Here is a 298-nt window from a genome sequence, read left to right as displayed (position 1 = left end):
TGTCAGCGCATATTCATTTGAAAGGTTGTTATCCAGCTCACCAATTTTTTGTATTGTTTCTCTTTTTGTTGTATCAGAATCATCTAATTTTTGATCCGCGTTATCGGTTGAAAAGAGATCGAGCGGCAGTATATCTGCGATTTCATCAAGGATACCTTTCATTTCATTGCGTTGCTCTTGCATAATCGCTTTTGATTTATCAAGTGCGTTTGTCAATTCATGTTCAAGGAACGATTCTTCCACATAAGAATCTGAAAGCCCGGCATCTTCAATCATAGCTTCTATGCTTGTGAGAAAC

Annotated in this window: 1 protein-coding gene; it reads right to left on the bottom strand. The window is 37.6% G+C overall.

Annotated elements, in window-relative coordinates; all coding sequences use genetic code 11:
• The coding region (locus KY305_RS19800; RefSeq protein ID WP_262417897.1) for a T7SS effector LXG polymorphic toxin at window positions 1–298 on the bottom strand (298 nt) is incomplete at both ends.

Source organism: Bacillus sp. YC2 (genome assembly GCF_019891195.1).
In the GTDB taxonomy this organism is placed as follows: domain Bacteria; phylum Bacillota; class Bacilli; order Bacillales; family Bacillaceae; genus Bacillus.
Note: the sequence above shows the minus strand (reverse complement) of the source record. Positions and strands in the feature narration are given on the sequence as shown.